This window comes from Pseudomonas sp. YA1, assembly GCF_058680555.1.
The window spans coordinates 212,230-227,344 of the sequence record NZ_JBZWBG010000005.1 but is presented as its reverse complement, the minus strand read 5'-3'; the positions used below and the strand labels follow the sequence as shown (position 1 = coordinate 227,344).

Annotated in this window: 14 protein-coding genes; 1 reads left to right on the top strand and 13 read right to left on the bottom strand. The window is 67.7% G+C overall.

The features are described 5' to 3' along the window. Positions 1 to 5: 5 nt before the first annotated feature. The 10 genes from AC4OR5_RS09075 to hutC form a co-directional block, all read right to left on the bottom strand. Positions 6 to 974 carry an ABC transporter substrate-binding protein gene (locus AC4OR5_RS09075; protein WP_003095948.1) on the bottom strand — a complete coding sequence of 323 codons (969 nt, stop codon included), beginning with the start codon at positions 972 to 974 and terminating at the stop codon, positions 6 to 8. A 117-nt stretch (positions 975 to 1,091) separates the two neighbouring features. Then, on the bottom strand, positions 1,092 to 2,495 hold the full coding sequence (locus AC4OR5_RS09070) for an amino acid permease (protein ID WP_058161048.1): 1,404 nt from the start codon (positions 2,493 to 2,495) through the stop codon (positions 1,092 to 1,094). Positions 2,496 to 2,557: 62 nt separating this feature from the next. After that, on the bottom strand, positions 2,558 to 4,087 hold the full coding sequence (gene hutH, locus AC4OR5_RS09065; RefSeq protein WP_058161047.1) for a histidine ammonia-lyase: 1,530 nt from the start codon (positions 4,085 to 4,087) through the stop codon (positions 2,558 to 2,560). Positions 4,088 to 4,183: 96 nt separating this feature from the next. Further along, positions 4,184 to 5,626, bottom strand: coding sequence for a purine-cytosine permease family protein (locus AC4OR5_RS09060; RefSeq protein WP_058152660.1), 1,443 nt, complete (start codon positions 5,624 to 5,626; stop codon positions 4,184 to 4,186). Between the two features lie 107 nt (positions 5,627 to 5,733). Next, a complete protein-coding gene (gene hutU / locus AC4OR5_RS09055) occupies positions 5,734 to 7,413 on the bottom strand; it encodes a urocanate hydratase (RefSeq protein ID WP_031693160.1) in 1,680 nt (559 codons plus the stop codon). A gap of 325 nt (positions 7,414 to 7,738) precedes the next feature. Beyond that, complete coding sequence (locus tag AC4OR5_RS09050; RefSeq protein WP_009314428.1) at positions 7,739 to 8,536, bottom strand: phosphate/phosphite/phosphonate ABC transporter substrate-binding protein; 798 nt, start codon at positions 8,534 to 8,536, stop codon at positions 7,739 to 7,741. An 18-nt stretch (positions 8,537 to 8,554) separates the two neighbouring features. After that, complete coding sequence (locus tag AC4OR5_RS09045; RefSeq protein WP_023107319.1) at positions 8,555 to 9,493, bottom strand: fatty acid desaturase; 939 nt, start codon at positions 9,491 to 9,493, stop codon at positions 8,555 to 8,557. 15 nt (positions 9,494 to 9,508) lie between these two features. After that, positions 9,509 to 10,531 carry an ABC transporter substrate-binding protein gene (locus tag AC4OR5_RS09040; RefSeq protein WP_003101766.1) on the bottom strand — a complete coding sequence of 341 codons (1,023 nt, stop codon included), beginning with the start codon at positions 10,529 to 10,531 and terminating at the stop codon, positions 9,509 to 9,511. 141 nt (positions 10,532 to 10,672) lie between these two features. Continuing rightward, entirely contained in the window at positions 10,673 to 11,263 is a 591-nt protein-coding gene (locus AC4OR5_RS09035) for a HutD/Ves family protein (protein WP_003095969.1), read from the bottom strand. Next, positions 11,260 to 12,012, bottom strand: a complete 753-nt coding sequence (gene hutC, locus AC4OR5_RS09030) for a histidine utilization transcriptional repressor HutC (RefSeq protein ID WP_003095970.1) — start codon at positions 12,010 to 12,012, stop codon at positions 11,260 to 11,262. The genes AC4OR5_RS09035 and hutC overlap by 4 nt, the downstream gene beginning before the upstream one ends. 100 nt (positions 12,013 to 12,112) lie before the next feature. Here hutC and AC4OR5_RS09025 point away from each other — a divergent pair, with 100 nt between their 5' ends. Continuing rightward, entirely contained in the window at positions 12,113 to 13,474 is a 1,362-nt protein-coding gene (locus AC4OR5_RS09025; protein WP_058161046.1) for a formimidoylglutamate deiminase, read from the top strand. A 142-nt stretch (positions 13,475 to 13,616) separates the two neighbouring features. On the opposite strand, the gene AC4OR5_RS09020 is transcribed toward AC4OR5_RS09025, so the two are convergent. The 3 genes from AC4OR5_RS09020 to AC4OR5_RS09010 all read right to left on the bottom strand — a co-directional run bounded on the left by AC4OR5_RS09020 (position 13,617) and on the right by AC4OR5_RS09010 (position 15,115). Continuing rightward, on the bottom strand, positions 13,617 to 14,186 hold the full coding sequence (locus AC4OR5_RS09020) for a lipocalin family protein (protein ID WP_003110174.1): 570 nt from the start codon (positions 14,184 to 14,186) through the stop codon (positions 13,617 to 13,619). Then, on the bottom strand, positions 14,183 to 14,440 hold the full coding sequence (bamE, locus tag AC4OR5_RS09015; protein ID WP_003095983.1) for an outer membrane protein assembly factor BamE domain-containing protein: 258 nt from the start codon (positions 14,438 to 14,440) through the stop codon (positions 14,183 to 14,185). Before bamE ends, AC4OR5_RS09020 begins: the two co-directional genes overlap by 4 nt. A 72-nt stretch (positions 14,441 to 14,512) precedes the next feature. After that, positions 14,513 to 15,115, bottom strand: a complete 603-nt coding sequence (locus AC4OR5_RS09010; protein ID WP_003095987.1) for a DUF924 family protein — start codon at positions 15,113 to 15,115, stop codon at positions 14,513 to 14,515.

Below are 15,115 nucleotides of genomic sequence, written 5' to 3'. Positions count from 1 at the left end.
TGGGTTCAGAGTGCCGCTTCGATCTTCTTCGCCGCGTCCTCGTCGACCCAGGCGTGCCAGACCTCGGGGTGCTCCTTGAGGAACTCGCGCGCCAGGCGCGCCGCATCGATCCTGTCCTTGGCCATCCGCGCCAGGTCGCTGTTCAGCAGCTCCGCCGGCAGGTTGACCTTCTCCAGCACCGCCACCAGCTCCGGCGCCTGGTCGTGGAAGGTCCGCGACAGGCCGACCTGGATCCTGATGCGCTTGTCGACGCCGGGCCTTTCCTCCAGGCGCACCAGGTCGGCGCGGCCCATCAGCGGCGTCGGCGACCAGTAGTAGAACAGGATAGGCTCGCCGCGCCGATAGCTCGACAGCACCGCCGCGTCCAGTGCCGGGCCGGTGCCCGGACGGAAATTGGTGAACGTCTCTTCCAGGCCGTAGCTTTTCAGCATCTCGCTGTTCTCCAGCTCGCAGGTCCAGCCGGCCGGGCAATTGTAGAAGCGCCCCTTGCCCGGCTCTTCCGGGTCGCGGAAGACCTCGGCGTACTGCGCCAGGTCGGCGATAGAGCGCAGCTTCGGCGCCTTCGCCTCGAGCTTGCGCTGCGGGTCGCCTTCGATCACGTAGCGCGGCACGTACCAGCCCTCCACCGCGCCGACGATGGGTTCGCCGACGCCGACCACCTTGCCGGCGGCGGCGGCCTTGTTCCAGGCGTCGCTGCGGCCGATCCACTCCTCGGCGAAGACCTGGATGTCATTGGTGCTCAGCGCCTGCTCCATGGTGATCGAGTTGCCCGGCAGGCTGTCGGTGGTACAGCCGTAGCCCTTGGCCAGGACGAACTGCATCAGTTCGGTGAGCAGCGTCCCGCTCTCCCAGTTCAGCCCGGCGAATTTCACCGCCTTGCCGGACTCGCACCAACCTTCCGCCTGGGCGCCCGCCGCGGCGGCGAGCAGGCCGAGGGCACAGAGAACACTCAACATCGACTTCTTGTATCGCATGGTTCGACGCTCCAGATGCACGATTGGGAAAGGCAGTTGGAAAACCTGCGGGCCGCGCCCGGGGGAACGGCCTCGATCGTTGTTATTGGCCGGCGGCTCAGGCCGCCGTCGGTTCCGTCACAGCCCTCCCTGGGCCTGAAGCACGCCATGCGCGGCATCGCCCTTCGGCCTGACCCAGCGCCGGTAGGCGATCACCAGCAAGGCGATCCAGATAGCCCCGACCCACAGGGCCGGGCGGGTGTCCGGGAAATAGCCGAGCACCACGAAGATGAACAGCATGAAGACGATCGCCGCCGCCGGCGCGAATGGCCACAGCGGCACCGGGAACTTCAGCGCGGCGACCTGGCGCGGCCCCATGCGCCGGCGCATGCCGACCTGGGCCAGGAGGATCATCAGCCAGACCCACACGGTGGCGAAGGTGGCGATGGAAGCGATCAGCAGGAATACGCTCTGCGGGATCAGGTAGTTCAGCGCCACGCCGAGCAGCAGGGCCACCGCCATCAGCAACACGGTCATCCACGGCACGCCGTGCCGCGACACCCGCGAGAAGCCGACCGGCGCCTGGCCCTGGCGGGCCATGCCGTAGAGCATGCGACCGGCGCCGAAGATGTCGCTGTTGATCGCCGAGATCGCCGCGGTGATCACCACGACATTGAGGATCGCCGCGGCCGACTCGATCCCCAGGCCGTCGAAGATCTGCACGAAGGGACTGCCGTTGCTGCCGATCTGCTGCCAGGGGAAGATCGCCATCAGCACGAACAGGGTCAGCACGTAGAACAGCAGGATGCGCAGCGGCACCGCATTGATCGCCCGCGGGATCACCCGCTGCGGGTCCTGCGCCTCGCCGGCGGTGATGCCGATGATCTCGATGCCGCCGAAGGCGAACACCACCACCGACAGCGAGGCGACCAGCCCGGCCCAACCGTTGGGCAGGAAGCCGCCGTGCTGCCACAGGTTGTGCACGCCGGTGGCGGACGTCGCCGCGCCGTCCAGGCTGAAGCCGAAGAACATGATGCCGAGCCCGGCGAGGATCATCGCGACGATGGCGCCGACCTTGACCAGCGACAGCCAGAACTCCAGCTCGCCGAAGACCTTGACATGGCAGAGGTTCAGCCCGCCGATGAACAGCACGATGGACAGTACCCAGATCCAGCGCGGCACGTCGGGAAACCAGAACCCCATGTAGATGCCGAACGCGGTGACATCGGCGAGGCAGACGATGATCATCTCGAAAGCGTAGGTCCAGCCGGTGACGAACCCGGCCAGGGGGCCGAGATAGCTGCTGGCGTAATGGCCGAACGAGCCGGACACCGGCTCGTGCACCGCCATCTCGCCGAGCGCGCGCATCACCATGTACACCGCCGCGCCGGCGACCATATAGGCCAGCAGCACCGCCGGCCCGGCCATCTGGATGGCCGATGCGGAACCGTAGAACAGGCCGGTGCCGATCGCCGACCCCAGTGCCATGAAACGAATATGACGGGCGTTCAGTCCGCGCCGAAGCCCCGTGTCGTGCGTCATCCCTCGGCTCTCCTGTTGTTGTTCTTGCTGGAGCGCCCCGGCCGAACGGCCGGGGGCGGGTATCAAAGGCTCGGCAACAGCCGGGCCGGCAGCAGCGCGTTCAGGCAACCGCTGGCGAGCAACTGGCTGGCGGCCTCGATGTCAGGGGCGAAGAAGCGATCCTCCTGGTAGTACGGCACCTTGTCGCGCAGCAGGCGGCGAGACTGCTCCAGCTTCGGCGAACTCTTCAGGCCCTCGCGGAAGTCCAGGCCCTGGCAGGCACCCAGCCATTCCACGGCGAGAATCCCGCGGACGTTCTCGGCCATCGCCCAGAGCCGTTTGCCGGCGTTCGGCGCCATCGACACGTGGTCTTCCTGGTTGGCCGAGGTCGGCAGGCTGTCGACGCTGGCCGGATGGGCCAGGGCCTTGTTGTCGCTGGCCAGCGCGGCGGCGGTGACCTGGGCGATCATGAAGCCGGAGTTGACCCCGCCGTTGGCCACCAGGAAAGGCGGCAACTGCGACATGTGCATGTCCATCATCAGCGAGATGCGCCGTTCCGACAGCGAACCGATCTCGGCCAGCGCCAGGGCCAGGTTGTCGGCGGCCATCGCCACCGGTTCGGCGTGGAAGTTGCCGCCGGAGATCACGTCGCCCTCGACGGCGAATACCAGCGGGTTGTCGGACACCGCGTTGGCTTCGATCTCCAGCACCTCGGCGGCCTGGCGCATCTGGGTCAGGCAGGCGCCCATCACCTGCGGCTGGCAACGCAGCGAATAGGGGTCCTGGACCTTGTCGCACTTCTCATGGGAACGCGCCACCTCGCTGCTGGCAGTGAGCAGGTCGCGATAGGCCGCGGCCACGTCGATCTGCCCACGTTGGCCGCGCGCGGCGTGGATGCGCGCATCGAACGGCGCCCGCGAACCGAGCATGGCCTCGACGCTGAGCCCGCCGCAGACGGTGGCGGCGGCGAACAGGTCCTCGGCCTCGAACAACCCGCGCAGGGCGTAGGCGGTGGACACCTGGGTGCCATTGAGCAGGGCCAGGCCTTCCTTCGCCGCCAGGGTCAGCGGCTCCAGCCCGGCCACCGCCAGCGCTTCGGCAGCCGGCAGCCACTCACCGCGATGGCGCGCCCGGCTTTCGCCGATCAGCACCAGCGACATGTGCGCCAGCGGCGCCAGGTCGCCGGAGGCGCCCACCGAGCCTTTCAGCGGGATGTGCGGATAGACCTCGGCGTTGATCAGCGCGATCAGCGCGTCGATCACCTTGCGGCGGATGCCGGAGAACCCGCGCGCCAGGCTGTTCACCTTGAGCAGCATGACCAGCCGCACCATGGCGTCGTCCAGCGCCTCGCCGACGCCGGCGGCATGGGACAGGACGATGGAGCGCTGGAGCTTCTCCAGGTCGGCCGGGGAGATCCGCGTCGAGGCCAGCAGGCCGAAGCCGGTGTTGATGCCGTAGGCGGTGCGACCCTCGGCGATGATGTTCTCGACACAGGCGACGCTGGCGGCGACCGGCGCGTCGGCTCTGGGATCCAGGCTCAGGCGCACGGGGGCCAGGTAGGCTTGGCGCAGGTCGGCCAGGGTCAGCTGGCCGGGTTTCAGATGCAGGCTCATCGAAGGCTCCTTGTTCGGTTCGGCGGGCTCGGCAGCGCCGTCCGCCGGCGGCGTTTCATGGGATTGAAGGCGGCCGCGCCGCCCTGGAAACTCGTCTCAGGCCCCGTGCGCGGGACGTTCGAAGGCGCCGGGATCGGCCGGCAGGATCATTCGCGCCGGGGCCTGGCGCGTGGCCTTGCGCCGCGCCACCAGGTAGTAGAGGACCGCCGGCACCAGCAAGCCGATGATCCAGGAGATATCCACGCCGCCGAGGTGCTCGACCATCGGTCCGGTGTACAGCGTGGTCGCCAGGAACGGCATCTGCACCAGCACGCCGAGGGTATAGACGGCGATTCCCGGCAGGTTCCAGCGACCGTAGCGGCCGTCGGGGTCGGCCAGCGCGGGCACGTCATAGCGCTCGCGGGTGATGAAGTAGTAGTCGATCAGGTTCACCGCGCTCCACGGGGTGAAGAAGGTCAGCAGGAACAGGATGAAGGACTTGAACGCAGCGAGGAACGAGTGCTGGCCGAGCAGCGCGATGAGCGTCGAGGCGCCGACGATCGCGAGGACGAAGAACAGGCGTTGCACGCGGGTGATCTCCAGTTGGCCGCGTACGCTGCTGATGATGGTCGCGATGCACATGAAGCTTCCGTAGGAGTTCAGCGTGGAAATGGTCACCTTGCCGAAGGCGATGCTGAAGTAGAGCAGCGCGGCGACGGTCCCGCTGCTGCCCAGGCCGACGATGTAGGCCACCTCGCGGCCGGCGAACTGACCGTTGGCCAGGGCTGCGGAGAACACCCCGAGGACCATCGAGGCCTGGGCGCCGAGCACCGAGCCGAGGCCGACGGCGAGGAAGGTCTTCCACGACGAGGTGGACGCCGGCAGGTAGCGTGAATAGTCGGCCACGTAGGGGCCGAAGGCGATCTGCCAGGACGCCGCCAGGGACACCGCGAGGAGGAACGAGGCCCAGCTGAAGTGGCGGATGGCGAGCAGGTCGCCGATATCGCTGAGCAGCATCAGGCGGCTGAACAGGTAGACGAAGGCGATGATGCCAAGGACGCTGGCGATCCGCCCGATGATGTGGATGACGCGATAGCCGAGCACCGTCACCAGGACGATGAAGGCGGCGAAGATGAAGATCCCGGCGCTGTCGCTGAGCCCGGTGAGCTGACCGATGGCCTGGCCGGAAAGCACCGTGCCGGTGGCGGTGAAGCCCAGGTACATCAGGCACACCAGGGCGATCGGGATGCAGGCGCCGTAGACGCCGAACTGCACCCGGCTGGAAATCATCTGCGGCAGCCCCAGGCGCGGCCCCTGCGCGGCGTGCAGGGCCATCACCGCGCCGCCGAGGAGCTGGCCGATGAGCAGGCCGACCAGCGACCAGAACACGTCGCCGCCGAGGACCACGGCGAGGGCGCCGGTGACGATGGCGGTGATTTGTAGGTTAGCCCCCAGCCAGAGGGTGAACTGGCTGTAGAGGCGGCCGTGGCGCTCGTTCGCCGGGATGTAGTCGATCGAGCGCCGTTCGATCAGTGGCTTGCTGTCGCTGCCCTGGGTCATGCTGCTGTACTCCGCTGCGGCTCGCGCGCCGCCATTCTTGTTGTGGCCTGGTCGGGACAGTGGGCGACCGCCCCCACGCCCCGCCGGCGTGGAGGCGGTTTCCGAGGTCAGCGCTGGGCGGTGATCATCGGCAGGTTCAGGCCCTGCTCCTTCGCGCAATCGATGGCGACCTGGTAGCCGGCGTCGGCGTGCCGCATCACCCCGGTCCCCGGGTCGTTGGTCAGCACGCGGGCGATGCGTTCGGCGGCCTCGTCGCTACCGTCGCAGACGATCACCATCCCGGAGTGCTGGGAGAAGCCCATGCCCACGCCGCCGCCGTGGTGCAGCGAGACCCAGGTGGCGCCGCTGGCGGTATTCAGCAGGGCGTTCAGCAGCGGCCAGTCGGACACCGCGTCGGAGCCGTCCTGCATGGCCTCGGTCTCGCGGTTGGGGCTGGCCACCGAGCCGGAGTCGAGGTGGTCGCGGCCGATGACGATCGGCGCGGACAGCTCGCCGCTGCGCACCATCTCGTTGAAGGCCAGGCCGAGCTTGGCGCGCAGCCCCAGGCCAACCCAGCAGATGCGCGCCGGCAGGCCCTGGAAGCTGATGCGCTCGCGGGCCATGTCCAGCCAACGGTGCAGGTGGGCATCGTCGGGGATCAGTTGCTTGACCTTGGCGTCGGTCTTGTAGATGTCCTGCGGGTCGCCCGACAGCGCGGCCCAGCGGAACGGACCGATGCCGCGACAGAACAGCGGGCGGATGTAGGCCGGGACGAAGCCGGGGAAATCGAAGGCATTGGCCACCCCCTCTTCCTTGGCCATCTGGCGGATGTTGTTGCCATAGTCGAAGGTCGGCACGCCCTGCTGCTGGAACGCCAGCATGGCCCGCACGTGTACCGCCATGGACTGCTTGGCGGCCTTGACCACGGCGGCCGGGTCGGTCTGCGCGCGGTCGCGGTACTCTTCCCAGCTCCAGCCGGCCGGCAGGTAGCCGTTGAGCGGATCGTGGGCGCTGGTCTGGTCGGTGACCATGTCCGGGCGTACGCCGCGGTGAACCAGTTCCGGAAGGATCTCGGCGGCATTGCCCAGCAGGGCGATGGAGATGGCCTTGCCTTCGGCGGTGTAGCGCTGGATCCGCGCCAGGGCGTCGTCCAGGTCCTTGGCCTGCTCGTCGACGTAGCGACTGCGCAGGCGGAAGTCGATGCGGCTCTGCTGGCACTCGATGTTCAGCGAACAGGCGCCGGCCAGGGTCGCCGCCAGCGGCTGGGCGCCGCCCATGCCGCCAAGGCCGGCGGTAAGCACCCAGCGGCCCTTGAGGTTGCCGTCGTAATGCTGGCGGCCAGCCTCGACGAAGGTTTCGTAGGTGCCCTGGACGATGCCCTGGCTGCCGATGTAGATCCACGAACCGGCGGTCATCTGGCCGTACATCGCCAGGCCCTTGGCGTCCAGTTCGTTGAAGTGTTCCCAGGTCGCCCAGTGCGGCACCAGGTTGGAGTTGGCGATCAGCACCCGCGGCGCGTTGGCGTGGGTCTTGAACACGCCGACCGGCTTGCCGGACTGTACCAGCAGGGTCTCGTCGTCATTCAGTTGCTTGAGGGTCTCGACGATCCTGTCGTAGCACTCCCAGTTGCGCGCGGCGCGGCCGATGCCGCCGTAAACCACCAGTTCCCTGGGGTTCTCCGCGACCTCCGGGTCGAGGTTGTTCATCAGCATGCGCAGCGGCGCTTCGGTCAGCCAGCTCTTGGCGGTCAGCGTAGTGCCGCGCGGGGCGCGGATTTCGATATCGCGGAATTTGCTCGGGGTGGTCACGGCAGGCTCCTGGGCGTGGCGTTCAACGGGCGGCGCCCCGCGAGGGTGCGCCTGAATTCTGGGACGAAGCAGAGGTCGGGCTGGGTCTACCGAACACATCTATGCTTGTACATACAAGTATAAGCAAAGGAAGGGCCAATTCTGCCGCCACGCCCTCCGGCGATATCTCTACATCCCCGTGAATCTCATTCAACCCGTTGATTTTTCTGGAGTTAAGAATTAGAGAAGGCGGCCTCTCCCCCGGGGGAAGGAGCCTGCCGGAACGGCCCTGGATGCACGTGTTCGAAGCGTGCGCGCACCGGTTTGGGGCCTTCGGTAACACCGTTCAGCGCAATTGCGGGTAACCCCAGCCCTGCGCCTGACGCTCGTAGTCGAGGAGAATCCGGTAATGCTCCTCGCCGGCCGGGAGGAAGCTTTTCAGCGCCAGTGTCGCGGCCAGGTGCGGGCACTCGATCAGCGTCAGGTTCAGCGCTTCGAACAGCTCGCGGCGTTGCGCCGCACTCCAGTGCAGCGAGGTGATCAGCGGCAAGGCCGGGCTCGGCGCGCTGCGCCCGAGCACGCGCAGGCCGGCCAGGCGCTCCGGTGCGTGGCGTTGCAGGTAGCCGAAGGTCACTGCATCCACCGAGGTCAGCTCGACCTCACCCGCCGCCACCATCGCCAGACTGCGCAGGTGGCCGCCGCTGATGCGCACTTCGGCGAAGAACGCCGAGTCTCGCCCCAGCGGCGCCAGCGCATGGCGCAGCAGGTTCATGCCGCTGTTGGAGTCGTGGTCGTTGAGCGCCAGGCGGGTATTGCGGAAGTCGCCGAGGCGCTGGCGCGCCTGTCCTTCGGCGGCGACGAACAGACTGCAATGCTCGCCGGGAGCGCAATCGGGCAAGTCGTAGCTGGGCACCGCGAGCACCGCCACCTGGCCGCGCAACTGGGTCATCAGCGGATAGCCGCAGGTCTGCGCGAACAGCAGGTTAGGCTGTCGCCACTGCACCGCCAGATCGGCGGCGGCCGGCGCGTAACGGCGCACGCCCAGGCGCCGGCAGACCTCGCCGATGAAGGTTGCGCCGGCCTGCCTGACGCAGTCCGGCTCGACATACATGTCCAGCGCCGCCACCACCGGGGTATCGATCATGCTCTCGTCCGCCTGCCTTCAATGCTCGGGATGCACCGGCGCATCCACCGGCCGCCAACCGTGGCGCCGCCATAGACGACCATAGCCGGGCAGGTGGAAATCGCCACTGCGTCGCCGGTAGGCACGGCGGCTTGCGCTATACACGCGCGGCAGCAGGTACCAGGGCAGGCCCGGCAGATCGTGGTGGACCAGATGCAGGTTGTTGTTGAGGAACAGCAGCCGCCACGGCCACCCCGCCTCGACCAGCACGCTGCGCTGCGCCGGCTCGCGGGCCGGACGGTGCTCGTAGAAAGAGCGCAGCATGCTCAGGCCGAGGGCCGGATAGGCCACCGCCGGCAGGTACAACCAGGGCGGGATACCCGCCCAGCGCCAAAGCCCGGCCAGCAACCCGCCCAGCAGCACGGCATGCAGGCCCCACAGGCGCCAGGCGGCGCCCTCTCCCTGGCGCAACCGCGAACCCTCCAGGCGCGCCATCGCCGCCAGGGCCAGCAGCGGGCCGAGGGTAGCGCGACCGAGCAGGGTCTTGTCCAGGCAGAGCCAGCGCCGCCGCCAGGAGCCCAGGCGCGGCCACTCGGACAGACTGACGTAGCGACTCTCGGGGTCCAGCCCCGGGTAGGTCAGTTGCTCGTCGAGGTGGTGCCGCAAGTGGCTGTCACGGTACAGCGGATAGGGATACCAGACGGCCAGTGGCAGGTAGCCGAGCATGGCGTTGAACCTCGGCCAGCGGGTCGGGTGGCCATGGATCAGCTCATGCTGCAACGACATGTAGAGGGAGGCGAACGGCACCAGCCCCGCCAGCACCGGCCAGCCCCAATGCCGATACTGGCTGGCGAGCAGTGCCCAACCACCGTACAGGCAGGCGACCAGCAGCCAGGTCGGCCATTCGCTGCGCGCCTGGAAGGTATCCTGGAGCCGCCGCACCAGGGTGCGCTGACGCCCGCTCAGGTAGTGCGCCATGAAGGCTGGCGAGGTTTACTTCAGGGAGGTATCGAGGCGCGCGGCGACTTCGGCCGGCACCCAGTGGCTCCAGATTTCGCGATGCTGGCGAAGGAACTGCGCACGCACCTCGCCGACCTCGCGATGATTCTGCGCCATGTCGGCGAGCAGCTCGTTGAACAGCGGCAAGGGGATCTCGACCTTGCGGAACAGCTCGACCAACGCCGGCGCCTTGTCATGGAAATCGCGGGAAACGCCAATGGTGATCTTCGCCGGCAACGAGCGGGAACCGATGGGGTCGGGGTTCTTCGGATCGGACAGGGTGGCCCAGGCCTTCTCGCTGAACGGCGGCTCTTCCAGTTGCACCAGCTTGAAACGGCCCATCAACGGAGTCGGCGACCAATAGTAGAAAAGCACCGGCTCACCGCGCCGGAAGGCCGCACTGATCGCCGCATCCAGCGCCGGGCCGGTGCCGGTGCGGAAGTTCGTGTAGCTGTCCTGCAACCTGTAGGCCTTGAGCTTCTGGCTGTTGACGATCTCGCAGGTCCAACCGGTCGGGCAGTTGTAGAAACGCCCCTTGGCGGGCTCCTCGGGATCGCGGAACAGCGCCTTGTAGCGCGGCAGGTCGGCGACCGACCTCAACTCCGGCGCCTTCGCCTCGATGCCTCGTTGCGGGTCGCCCTTGACCAGGTACTCCGGCACCCACCAGCCCTCGGTGGCGCCCTTCACCGTCTCGCCGACGGAGAACACCTCGCCCGCCTCCTCCGCCGCGCGCCACACCGGGCTACGCCCAGCCCATTGCTCCCCGGTGACCTGGATATCGTTCTGGCGCAGGGCGTTTTCCATGGTCACGGTATTGCCCGGCAGCGCGTCGGTCTCGCAGCCGTAGCCTTTTTCCAGTACGTAGCGCAACAGGTCGGTGGTGAACATGCCGCTTTCCCAGTTCAGCCCGGCGAACACCACTTTGCCCGGGTACGGGCATTCCGCCGCGACGGCGGTCTGGCTGGCGAGGCTGGCGCCCAGGGCGAGGACGGCGAGGATCTGGCGAAGCGGGGGCATGCGGGTCTCCCGGTTGGAGTCGGACGGCATGCGGAACTATATAGGCATTAAAAATATTGGATTAATAACGTTTGATTCTTTTGATAGACAAAAGCGCCTACCCTTTCGGTGTAGACGCTTTTTCCTGGCGGCGCCGGCGAATCACAGCGAATCGAGTTCCACCGCACAGACCCACGCCGGCTCGTGTGCCGTCAGGCGCCAATGCTGCAAGCCCTGCAGTCCCTCGGCGCACAGGCAGTCGTGGGCAGCCAGTTGCCCGCGAGGTTGCCCTTGCAAGGAAATCGCTACCCCGCCCTGCTGGGCGAACAGCAGCAGCGTGCTCGCCGTGCCGTGCCAGTCCAGCTCGCCCTCGACCCGCAGCCATTGCAGGCGCGCGCGATGGCGCCGGGGCGCATAGATCAGGTTGAAGTCGCGGATAGCTCCATCGAGCAGGGTGCAGTGCACCTCGCTGTCGCCGGAAAAGGCGAAGGCCTGCCGCGCGCGTAGCGGCGCGGATTCCGCGCCATCCACCCGCAGGCGCATGCCGCCGCCCTCCAGCACGCTGATGATCCGCTGGTAACCGGCGAAGCGGGAGAAGCCGCCGGACTCGCCGACATCGGCGATCGACAGGCGCCAGCCGAAGCCGTCCAGGCCGTCGCCGCCGTCGCGGGCGATCTCCTCGGTGGAGCCGGCGCCGTTCTTCCACGGCATTCTCGGGTAGTCGACGGCGCGCAGGATGCGGAATTCGCTCATGAGCTGAAGCGTCCTTCCAGACGGTGGCGGGAACCCGGGTGCAGCAGCCGCGCGGCGGTCACCGCGACACGCCCGGACCAGGTGCGGCGGCGGATCAGCAGGCACGGCTCGCCGCGTTCGATCTGCAACAGCTTGCACTCGGCCGGCTCGGCGAGGATCGCCTCGACCACATGCTCGCCCTCGGTGAGCGGCGCCACCTGGGTCAGGTAGGCATAGGGCGTTTGCCGGGTGAAATCCTGCTTGAGGTAGTCCGGCGCCACCGCGGCGTTCACGTAGCGGTCCTCGATCTGCACCGGGATATCGTTCTCGTAGTGCACGATCAGCGAGTGGAACACCCGCTGGCCTTCGCGCACGTCCAGTGCCAGGGCGCGCTCGGGGCCGGCGACCTCCTCGCCGAGGGTGATCACCTGGCAACGATGGCGATGCCCGCGGGCCGCGATCTCGTCGGCGATATTGTGCACCTCGAACAGTGCCGACTGGCCCTTGGGCTCGGCGACGAAGGTACCGACCCCCTGCATGCGCACCAGCAGGCCGTCGCTGGTCAGTTCGCGCAGGGCGCGATTGATGGTCATGCGACTGAAGCCGAGCTGGCTGACCAGTTCGCTCTCGGAGGGCACCCGGTGGTGCGGCGGCCAGGCGCCCGACTGGATCTGGCTGACGATCATCTGCTTGACCCGCGCGTAGAGCGGCGCCGGTACCTCGCCGAGTTGCGAGGCCAGCGGGGAACGATCGGAAGAAGAGGACGTCACGGAGAGACTCCTTGTCGAGGCGTCGATGAAGTGAGTTTACGCACCGCTTAATCGTCTGTATATGTATATACAAATAAAACAGACTGCGTGTGAGCTGATTATGTCCGCAATTTTCGCTGAACGTGCGTTGCTGCCGGAAGGCTGGGCGCGAAATGTCCGTTTCGAGATTTCCGCGGACGGAGTCCTCACCGAGATTCGTCCCGACGCCAACGCCAACGGCGCCGAACGCCTCGGCGGCGCCGTGCTGCCGGGGATGCCCAACCTCCATTCGCACGCGTTCCAGCGCGCCATGGCCGGGCTCGCCGAAGTCGCCGGCAATCCCAACGACAGTTTCTGGACCTGGCGCGAGCTGATGTACCGGATGGTCGCTCGGCTGTCGCCGGAACAGATCGAGGTCATCGCCCGCCAGCTCTATATCGAGATGCTCAAGGCCGGCTACACGGCGGTGGCGGAATTCCACTACGTCCATCACGACCTCGACGGCCGCTCCTACGCCGACCCCGCCGAACTTTCCCTGCGCATCTCCCGCGCCGCCAGCGCCGCCGGCATCGGCCTGACCCTGCTTCCCGTGCTTTACAGCCACGCAGGCTTCGGCGGCCAGCCGGCCAGCGAGGGCCAGCGGCGCTTCATCAATGGCAGCGAGGCCTACCTGGAACTGCTCCAGCGCCTGCGCGCGCCGCTGGACGCGGCAGGCCACTCCTTGGGCCTGTGCTTCCACTCCCTGCGCGCGGTGACTCCGCAGCAGATCGCCACGGTCCTCGCCGCCGGCCACGACGACCTGCCGGTCCACATCCATATCGCCGAACAGCAGAAGGAAGTCGATGACTGCCTGGCCTGGAGCGGACGCCGGCCGTTGCAATGGCTGTACGAGAACGTCGCGGTCGACCAGCGCTGGTGCCTGGTCCATGCGACCCACGCCGACCCCGGCGAGGTGGCGGCGATGGCGCGTAGCGGCGCGGTGGCCGGCCTGTGCCTGAGCACCGAGGCCAACCTCGGCGACGGCATCTTCCCGGCGACGGACTTCCTCGCCCAGGGCGGGCGCCTGGGCATCGGCTCGGACAGCCACGTCTCGCTCAGCGTGGTCGAGGAACTCCGCTGGCTGGAATACGGCCAGCGCCTGCGCGACCGGAAACGCAACCGGCTGTACCGCGACGACCAGCCGATGATCGGCCGCACGCTCTACGACGCTGCGCTGGCTGGCGGCGCCCAGGCCCTTGGGCAGCCGATCGGTAGCCTCGCCGTGGGCCGCCGCGCCGACCTGCTGGTGCTCGACGGCAACGACCCCTACCTGGCCAGCGCCGAGGGCGACGCCCTGCTCAACCGCTGGCTGTTCGCCGGCGGCGACCGCCAGGTGCGCGACGTGATGGTGGCCGGCAGATGGGTGGTGCGCGACGGCCGGCATGCCGGGGAAGAACGCAGCGCACGGGCGTTCGTCCAGGTGCTGGGGGAACTGCTCGACTGACCCTGCGCAGCGGCGGACAACCGCGTTGCGCTTATCCGCCCCACTCGTTCGAGCCGTCGGGCGCTAAACGCCGATACTTCCCACGCCAGCTGCCAGGCGTGAACGGCGCTGGAAAGAAAAAACGCCCCGGCGGGGCGTTCCTTCACTGGCTCCGCTTCAACTGGCCGTCGGGTACCCGCCAGATCAGTTCGTCCACCGCGTAACCGCGGCTGCGCGCTTCTTCCAGCAGACGCTCGCGGGTCTGCTGCGAAACCTGCGGGGTACGCGACAGCAGCCACAGGTATTCACGGTTCGGATTGCCCACCAGCGCGGTGCGGTAGTCGTCGTCCACCGCCAGCACCCAATAGTCGCCGCGCGCCACGTTGGGGAAGAGATTGGCGAACCAGTTGTCGAAGCGCACCCACAACTTGTCGGTGCGTCCCGGCTGCTGGGCGACCGCCCGCCCCTCCACCTGCTCCCACTCGCCATCCAGGGTCAGGCAGCGATTGATCACCTGGATGCTCTGGTCTTCCTGCAAGCGGTAATGCGCTTCCGATTGCGCGCAGTTGCGCTGGAAGAACATCGGCAAGCGCGCCAGTTCATACCAGGTGCCCTGGTAGCGCTGGAGGTCGACCTGCTCGGTGGCCGGCGGATTCTTCGGCGAGCCCGCGCAACCGACCAGCAGCAAGCCCAGCCACAGGGTGCAGAGCACCCGGATCGGCAGACCGATCACTTGAGCCCCTGGCCGGAGAAGAGCAGCGCCTTGTCGGCCGCGTACTGCACGCTGATGAAAGCCTTCTCGTCGCCCCAGGTGCAGCTGGACATGCCCAGCGCGCCGGAACACTCGGTGGGCTTGCCGAGGATCGCCTCGACCTCGGCCTTGCTCATGCCGGCCTTGAGCTTGGAATAGTTTTCCTGGTTGATCTTGCTGCAGGCAGCCAGGACGACGCAGAAAGCGACCACGGCCAGGGTACGGAACGACGCCATGAGGAACTCCTTGTTCGGGGGAAGCGCTGCCCTACAGCTTGGCATACGCGGGGGAAATCCGAAGCCTTGGAGTCAGAAACGCGAACCGGGTTCCCTGAGGAACGCCGTCTCCTCCTCGCTGGAAGGGCGGCCGAGAATGGCGTTGCGATGGGGGAAGCGGCCGAAACGGGCGACTACCGCATGATGCCGCTCGGCATAGTCGTAGAAGTCATCGAAGGGCTGGCGCGCACTGCCGCCGACCTGATCGCGCAGGTCGCGGAAGCAGGCTACCGCCCGCTCCTGGCTGGGCAGGTCCTCGGCGTGCTCCAGGACCAGGTAGGCGAACACCCGGCGCACCGGCGGCAACTGGCGGTCGAAGCCTTTCTCCAGGCCCTCGCGCACCACCCGTTGCGCCCGGGCGTCGCCGGCGTAGGCGCGCGGCGTGTCGCGGTAGATCATCCGCGGCAACTGGTCGAGCAACAGGATCAACGCCAGCCAGCCATCGGCCTCGGCCGTCCACTCCTGCAAGCCGCCGTCCAGCGCCTGGTTCACCAGGTCGCCGAAACGGCCGCCGGCATCGGCGTCCTGGCAGACGTTCTTGCCGAACCACAGGCCGTTGCGCTGGGCAACCACCTCGGCGGCATCGCTGGAGGTGCCGAACCACCAGTCGAGCAGGGTCTCCCAGGGCGCGCTCAT

What these genes read in the sequence shown, in the direction of transcription:
- AC4OR5_RS09045 (WP_023107319.1), bottom strand. Translation starts at nt 9,493, where the DNA reads ATGGCGCACTACCTGAGCGGGCGTCAGCGCACCCTGGTGCGGCGGCTC.
- AC4OR5_RS09070 (WP_058161048.1), bottom strand. Translation starts at nt 2,495, where the DNA reads ATGACGCACGACACGGGGCTTCGGCGCGGACTGAACGCCCGTCATATT.
- AC4OR5_RS09060 (WP_058152660.1), bottom strand. Translation starts at nt 5,626, where the DNA reads ATGACCCAGGGCAGCGACAGCAAGCCACTGATCGAACGGCGCTCGATC.
- AC4OR5_RS09035 (WP_003095969.1), bottom strand. Translation starts at nt 11,263, where the DNA reads ATGAGCGAATTCCGCATCCTGCGCGCCGTCGACTACCCGAGAATGCCG.
- hutH (WP_058161047.1), bottom strand. Translation starts at nt 4,087, where the DNA reads ATGAGCCTGCATCTGAAACCCGGCCAGCTGACCCTGGCCGACCTGCGC.
- AC4OR5_RS09075 (WP_003095948.1), bottom strand. Translation starts at nt 974, where the DNA reads ATGCGATACAAGAAGTCGATGTTGAGTGTTCTCTGTGCCCTCGGCCTG.
- bamE (WP_003095983.1), bottom strand. Translation starts at nt 14,440, where the DNA reads ATGGCGTCGTTCCGTACCCTGGCCGTGGTCGCTTTCTGCGTCGTCCTG.
- AC4OR5_RS09010 (WP_003095987.1), bottom strand. Translation starts at nt 15,115, where the DNA reads ATGAGCGCGCCCTGGGAGACCCTGCTCGACTGGTGGTTCGGCACCTCC.
- AC4OR5_RS09040 (WP_003101766.1), bottom strand. Translation starts at nt 10,531, where the DNA reads ATGCCCCCGCTTCGCCAGATCCTCGCCGTCCTCGCCCTGGGCGCCAGC.
- AC4OR5_RS09050 (WP_009314428.1), bottom strand. Translation starts at nt 8,536, where the DNA reads ATGATCGATACCCCGGTGGTGGCGGCGCTGGACATGTATGTCGAGCCG.
- AC4OR5_RS09025 (WP_058161046.1), top strand. Translation starts at nt 12,113, where the DNA reads ATGTCCGCAATTTTCGCTGAACGTGCGTTGCTGCCGGAAGGCTGGGCG.